The organism is Streptococcus sp. 1171_SSPC, from assembly GCF_001069335.1.
GTDB lineage: Bacteria > Bacillota > Bacilli > Lactobacillales > Streptococcaceae > Streptococcus > Streptococcus xiaochunlingii.
The window spans coordinates 1-5,858 of record NZ_JWAK01000014.1; the positions used below are offsets into that span (position 1 = coordinate 1).

The 5,858-nt window shown below is 43.6% G+C and carries 6 protein-coding genes; 4 read left to right on the forward strand and 2 right to left on the reverse strand.

Annotation, left to right across the window (positions count from 1 at the left end):
• Positions 1–108 precede the first annotated feature (108 nt).
• Complete coding sequence (locus ADF75_RS01405; RefSeq protein ID WP_048788883.1) at positions 109–495, forward strand: VOC family protein; 387 nt, start codon at positions 109–111, stop codon at positions 493–495.
• A gap of 194 nt (positions 496–689) precedes the next feature.
• Positions 690–2,075, forward strand: coding sequence for a polysaccharide deacetylase family protein (locus tag ADF75_RS01410; protein WP_048788884.1), 1,386 nt, complete (start codon positions 690–692; stop codon positions 2,073–2,075).
• A gap of 30 nt (positions 2,076–2,105) precedes the next feature.
• Here ADF75_RS01410 and ADF75_RS01415 read toward each other — a convergent pair whose 3' ends face one another.
• Both ADF75_RS01415 and ADF75_RS01420 read right to left on the reverse strand, forming a co-directional pair.
• Positions 2,106–3,194: a DEAD/DEAH box helicase gene (locus ADF75_RS01415; protein WP_048788885.1), complete on the reverse strand. Its 1,089-nt coding sequence runs from the start codon at positions 3,192–3,194 to the stop codon at positions 2,106–2,108.
• Between the two features lies 1 nt (position 3,195).
• Positions 3,196–4,173, reverse strand: a complete 978-nt coding sequence (locus ADF75_RS01420; RefSeq protein ID WP_048788886.1) for a Gfo/Idh/MocA family protein — start codon at positions 4,171–4,173, stop codon at positions 3,196–3,198.
• Positions 4,174–4,382: 209 nt separating this feature from the next.
• Here ADF75_RS01420 and udk point away from each other — a divergent pair, with 209 nt between their 5' ends.
• Together udk and ADF75_RS01435 are read left to right on the forward strand one after the other, a co-directional pair.
• The gene (udk, locus tag ADF75_RS01430) at positions 4,383–5,018 is read left to right on the forward strand and encodes a uridine kinase (RefSeq protein ID WP_006597323.1); all 636 of its coding nucleotides are present in this window, start codon (positions 4,383–4,385) and stop codon (positions 5,016–5,018) included.
• 66 nt (positions 5,019–5,084) lie between these two features.
• Positions 5,085–5,756, forward strand: coding sequence for a YoaK family protein (locus tag ADF75_RS01435; protein ID WP_048788887.1), 672 nt, complete (start codon positions 5,085–5,087; stop codon positions 5,754–5,756).
• Positions 5,757–5,858: the final 102 nt, after the last annotated feature.

Consider the following 5,858-nt stretch of genomic DNA (forward strand, 5'->3'; position numbering starts at 1 on the left):
ACAATTGAGAGGCTAGGACTTTTGTCCCAGCCTCTTTTTTCAGCTATTTCAAATAATCGCTATTTTTGCCTGACTAGTGTATAATAGAAAAAAAGAAAGAGGTGTCGTATGGCTTCAAAAATGTTACACACTTGTTTGCGAGTGGAGAATTTAGAAAAATCAATTGCCTTTTATGCAAATGCGTTTGGCTTTAAGGAATTGCGTCGCAAAGATTTTCCTGAATACAAATTTACGATTGTTTATCTTGGTTTAGAAGGGGATGACTATGAGTTGGAATTAACTTACAACTATGATCATGGTCCTTACGTCATTGGAGATGGCTTTGCCCATGTTGCCTTGAGTACGCCAGACCTTGAAGCCCTTCATGCGGAGCATAAGGAAAAAGGTTACCAAGTAACAGATCCTAAAGGCTTGCCAGGAACGCTTCCAAACTATTACTTTATTGTGGACCCAGATGGCTACAAAGTAGAAGTGATTCGTGAAAAGTCCTTATAATCAGTATCATATAACTTGTGACAAAGAGCAGGTGTTACCACATTTGTTCTTTTTTTTTGCTTGAAAGTTGCCGGCTCAAAGTGACAGGAGATAGGACTGAGCTACTTCAATTCCCCTACTATATTTTAGGTTTTATTTTCTAGATTCTAGAGTTTTCTACTGTTTTTTGGTGATAAAATTGCTATAATAAGAGTATGAAGAAATCCTACTTGAAAATACTTATTCTCATCCTCCTCAACCTCCTTTTTATCGGGGGGATTTATCTTGCTTATCAGAAGATTGAGGAAGCACGCGCTATCAAAAATTATAATCAACAGTTTTCCAAAGCAATCCAGGAAGAAGAAGCAGTTGAAAAAGACAAAGATACCATTCTTCAAAAAGGAATGGTCGGTCAATCTTATGTTGCTGCCTACTACCCGAAAAATAACGAAGAACCTATCGCAGTGGTCAAAGAGAGAATTTTGGCTGACGTAGGCTCTCTTCCCCAAGAAGAGAAGAAGAATCAGCAAGCCAAAGAGCTATTGTTCTATCATACCGAACGCTCAGAAGACCCATTTGTCGGGGTTCACCCTTATCAGGTGAAGAAGACCCAGTACAAGTGGAAAAACGGTAAGTTCATCAAAGATGGGATCGACAAACTTCCCCTCCTTTATCTAACGGATGAGGGGACGGTCTTCCAATTCTCCCAATTGTTTACGGATGCTGATCTAGCCAAAGAAACCCTCTTAACAGAGTTGCGCTCTCAGCTGGTCTTCCTACAGTTAGGGGAAGATCGAATTGAAGAGCTGATGCAAGCTGTCTCAGCAAGTGATATAGCAAGCTGGCAGTTCACCTACAATCAAGGTGTTCTTTCTATCACCCTTCCAGTTACTATTGAGGGCATGGAAACCTTCGATATGCCCCTTTCGAAGCTCTATGATGTGATTGATTCTGCTCGCCTAAATCCTGGAGATCTTGAAGCTTATGAGGCCTACCAAACCCAACGTCACGCTAAGATGGTTGCCTTGACTTTTGATGATGGTCCAGATCCATCGACGACTCCTCAAGCCCTGGATATCCTCAACAAGTACCATGTTAAAGCAACTTTCTTTATGCTTGGGAAGAATGTTTCAGCCTATCCTGAAGTGGCTAAACGGGTCCGTCAGGAAGGACATGAAATCGGGATCCATACTTGGAACCATCCCGTCTTAACTAAGTTGCCTTTGGAGTCAGCTCAAAAAGAAATCATGGATACCAAAGAAGTGATTCAAAAGGTGACTGGAGTGCAAACGAAGATTACTCGTCCTCCTTATGGTTCGATTAATAGTGCCATTCAATATGCAGTGGATCAAGCCTTTATCATGTGGGATGTGGATACCTTGGATTGGAAGAGTCATAACACCGAAGCGATCTTAGCAGAGGTGAAAAAACAAGTCAAACCAGGATCAATTATCCTGATGCATGATATTCACCAAACTTCGATTAATGCTCTCCCAGCTGTGATCCAATACCTTCAATCGCAAGGCTACACCATTGTGACGGTTGATGAACTCTTAAACCACCAAGTGGAAAGTCATCGCCTCTATTACAATCGGAATTAAAAAACGTTCGTAATACTACGAACGTTTTTCTTATTCTTCCTCTATATAGAGTTGAGCTCCCTTAAGGATCAAAGGACGAACAGGGGTTAATTTTTTCAAGCTTTTTAATTCTTCTGGATGGCTAACCAAGGTGATGACATAGCCTTCTTTGCCCATGCGTCCGGTACGCCCAGATCGGTGGATGTAGGTTTCGGCATCTCTTGGAACTTCATAGTTGACGACACATTCTAGTGAGTCGATATCGATTCCCCGCGCTACCAAATCTGTTGCCAGAAGGAGTGTCAGCTGATGATCCTTAAAGCGTTCCAGAATGACTTTCCGGAATTTGACGTTGACGTCACTAGCAAGTGAGACAGCGCTAACTTCTCGGTACTGGAGTTTTTCTTCAGCGCTCCCTAGATCGGACAAGCTATTGAAGAAAACGAGGCCACGAAAGTCTTCGACATTGGATAGTTTTCTGAGGAGTTCGACCTTTTCTCGCTTGTCCACTTCCATATAGAAGTGCTGGATATTGTCCAAGCTTTGCCCTTCTACCTGAATGGTCAGGGTATTGGGCTCGATTTGCTCTGGATCAAACTTGGTCGTTGCACTCATATAGATAAATTGATGATCTCGTGGCGCGTAGTGGCAAATCTTGTCGACAAAGTGATACTGAGAGTCGCTGAAAAGTTGGTCAAATTCGTCCAGGATGATGGTATCGACATTCATCATCTTGATTTTCTTGAGCTTGATCAACTCAAAAATACGGCCTGGAGTTCCGATGAGAATTTCGGGTCCTTTTTTGAGACGTTCGATTTGCCGTTTTTGACTAGAGCCAGAAAGGAAAAGTTGAGCACTTAGTCCAAGAGGCTCTGCCCATTGTTTAGTGACATCAAAGATTTGTCCGGCCAACTCTGTATTGGGGGAGAGGATCAGCAATTGTTGTGCTTTTTTAGGCTTTAGCTTGAGAAGACTAGGGAAGAGATAGGCCAGAGTCTTCCCAGTTCCTGTCGGGCTGACTCCAAGTACGTTCTCCCCTTGGGTGATCGGCTCAAAGAGGCGTTCTTGGATTTCAGTGAGTTGCTCAAAGCCGAGGGTTTTGAGTTGCTCTTGCCAGAGCGGTGGGAATGCTAGTGTCATATTAGTTTTCGTCCTTAAAGTGTATTCCAGCATCTTGGCGCATAGCATAGAGGGCTTGATGGACCATCTGTCCAGTTTGGAGCCAAGTCTGGTAAAGTGTCTGGTTGCCTTCTGTTATCATACTAGCAAAGGCCTGAGCTTCTTCCAGCATGTTATGAGAGGCAGGAGTAATCGGAAGTTGGTAACTAGTTCCAGAATGATCTTGAAAAACAGCCTCGTTAACGGCTTCGATTCCACTTAAGAAAAGGGTGCCGTCTGTCGTGTAAATTTCAGCAGGAAGATTGCTGGTCACATCTTTGCCGGCTTGAATGCCAATGATAAAGTCAGAATAAACCAAGCTACCATGTCCGTTCAAATCGATTGAATTAGGCAATTGCCGCGCTTGATAAGTTACTGATTCAGGTTGACCAAAGAGGCCGATTGCAAAGTAGAGAGGATAGACTCCCAAATCCATGAGGGCTCCACCCGCAAATTGGTCGGAGAAAATATTGGGAGTATTTCCTTTCAAGAGCTCAGGCATTTTAGAAGAGTATTTGGCATAAGTCATGTGGCCACCCAAGATGGTCTTGTCTTTGAAAAAGTCTTGGATGGTTGCAAAGGCTTTTTCATGATAGTTGCGAGCGGCTTCAAAGAGATAGACCTGGTGCTCCTTGGCTAATTTAACCAACTCTTTCCATTCCTTGGGAGTGGTGACAGCTGGTTTTTCGAGGATGACATGTTTCTTAGCCAAGAGGGCTAATTTTGCCTGGGGATAGTGGAGTGAATTGGGACTAGCAATGTAGATGACATCCAGATCACTATCTAAAAAGGCAATCAGGTCATCATAGAGGGCCACTTGTCCATAAGGTTGGGTGAAACTACGAGCTTTCTCCAAGGTCCGTGAATAGACCGCTCTTAACTCATACTGGTCTGTTTCTTTAGCTGCAGCAAGGAAGGAATGGGAGATGGCACTGGTGCCGATGATACCAAGTTTCAGCATGGCAGCTCCTTTCAATCAGGTATTTACTGGTTTCATTATATCATGTTTCATCCTAAAAAGATGGAATGGGCCTTTCTAATTGGGATGGAGGATAGGAGGGAAGGTCTTCTTGGAAGGTTGATGAAAATCCTTAGAAAAAAGGTTTAAGTCGTGGTCAAGAGACCGCTTTTGTGATAGAATAAATAAGATTATAGAAAATGGAGAAGAAGATGCGAAACAGACCAATTATTATCGGTGTAACAGGTGGTTCTGGTGGGGGGAAAACCAGTGTTTCTCGTGCAATTTTGTCCCACTTCCCAGATGAAAAAATTGCTATGATTGAGCACGATTCTTATTACAAGGATCAAAGTCATCTAACCTTTGAAGAGCGGATTCAGACCAACTATGACCATCCTTTTGCCTTTGATACAGACCTCATGATTGAGCAAATCAATGAGTTGTTGGCTGGCCGTCCAGTTGATATTCCTACTTATGACTACGCAGAGCACACGCGTAGTTCTAAGACCTATCGTCAAGAGCCTCAGGATGTCTTTATCGTTGAGGGGATTTTGGTCTTGGAGGACAAGCGTCTTCGTGACTTGATGGATATCAAGATTTTCGTTGATACCGACGATGATGTGCGGATCATTCGCCGGATCAAGCGAGATATGGAAGAGCGCGGTCGGAGTTTGGACAGCGTCATCGAGCAGTACTTGGGAGTGGTGAAGCCGATGTACCATCAGTTTATCGAGCCAACCAAGCGTTATGCGGATGTTATCATTCCAGAAGGCGTGACCAATACTGTAGCCATTGATTTGATTACGACCAAGATTGAGAAGATTTTGAGCGAATCACGTGAAGGATAAGATAACAAGTGAGAGAGGTTAGGAAGTAGTGTCCCAGCCTCTTTTCCATGACAAATAGGGAGAAATATGAAAAAGTTAAGAAGGGAGTTTCACTCCAGAAGTAAGGCCTTTGCCTGCCTACTGACCATGTGTGCAGGCTTTTCAGATGCCTACACCTTTATCGAAAGAGGAGGGACCTTGGCCGCGGGCCAAACGGGAAACGTGGTCTTTCTATCTGTTGGTTTAATTGGCCATGAAATCGCGGATGTGGAGGTCAAACTAGCCACCATGTTGGCCTTTATGATCGGGATTTTCTTGATGACCGTCTTTCAACGCTTCTTTAGTCATTCGGTTTGGCGGCTCAGTACCTTGGTGCCCTTGGTTTTGACGACCTTGGTGGCAGGATTTCTTCCCAAAGAAGTGCCCAATGTTTTGATTGTGCCTTTCTTTGGACTGAGCTTGGGTATTGTAGCCACTTCCTTTGGAGAAGTAGATGATTACGCCTACAACCATTCTTTTATGACAGGGAATCTCAAGAAGACCATGGTCGCATATGGAAATTTTGTACGGGAGCGGAAGATGGAGTTTTTCTGGGAGTCTCTCTTTATGACTTCTTTGATTGGGAGCTTTGTGGGAGGAGCTATTCTTTCCACCTTCCTCATCCAATATTACGGCCTTCGGACCATCTGGTTTGTTTCCCTTGTTCTGACCCTCTTTCTCTCTTATCGGGCGATTCAATATGTTCGAAGGGATATCTAGTCACATTCAAATAGTTTGATCAATCGAGGCTGGGACAAAAGTCCTAGCCTCTAAATTTTCTTTGGATTATCGAGCAAGACGCAGTGGTTGAGTGGGCTCTAC

Excerpts from the sequence above, each read along its gene's own strand:
- ADF75_RS01420 (WP_048788886.1), bottom strand. The coding sequence starts at position 4,173 with ATGCTGAAACTTGGTATCATCGGCACCAGTGCCATCTCCCATTCCTTC.
- ADF75_RS01410 (WP_048788884.1), top strand. The coding sequence starts at position 690 with ATGAAGAAATCCTACTTGAAAATACTTATTCTCATCCTCCTCAACCTC.
- ADF75_RS01435 (WP_048788887.1), top strand. The coding sequence starts at position 5,085 with ATGAAAAAGTTAAGAAGGGAGTTTCACTCCAGAAGTAAGGCCTTTGCC.
- ADF75_RS01415 (WP_048788885.1), bottom strand. The coding sequence starts at position 3,194 with ATGACACTAGCATTCCCACCGCTCTGGCAAGAGCAACTCAAAACCCTC.
- udk (WP_006597323.1), top strand. The coding sequence starts at position 4,383 with ATGCGAAACAGACCAATTATTATCGGTGTAACAGGTGGTTCTGGTGGG.
- ADF75_RS01405 (WP_048788883.1), top strand. The coding sequence starts at position 109 with ATGGCTTCAAAAATGTTACACACTTGTTTGCGAGTGGAGAATTTAGAA.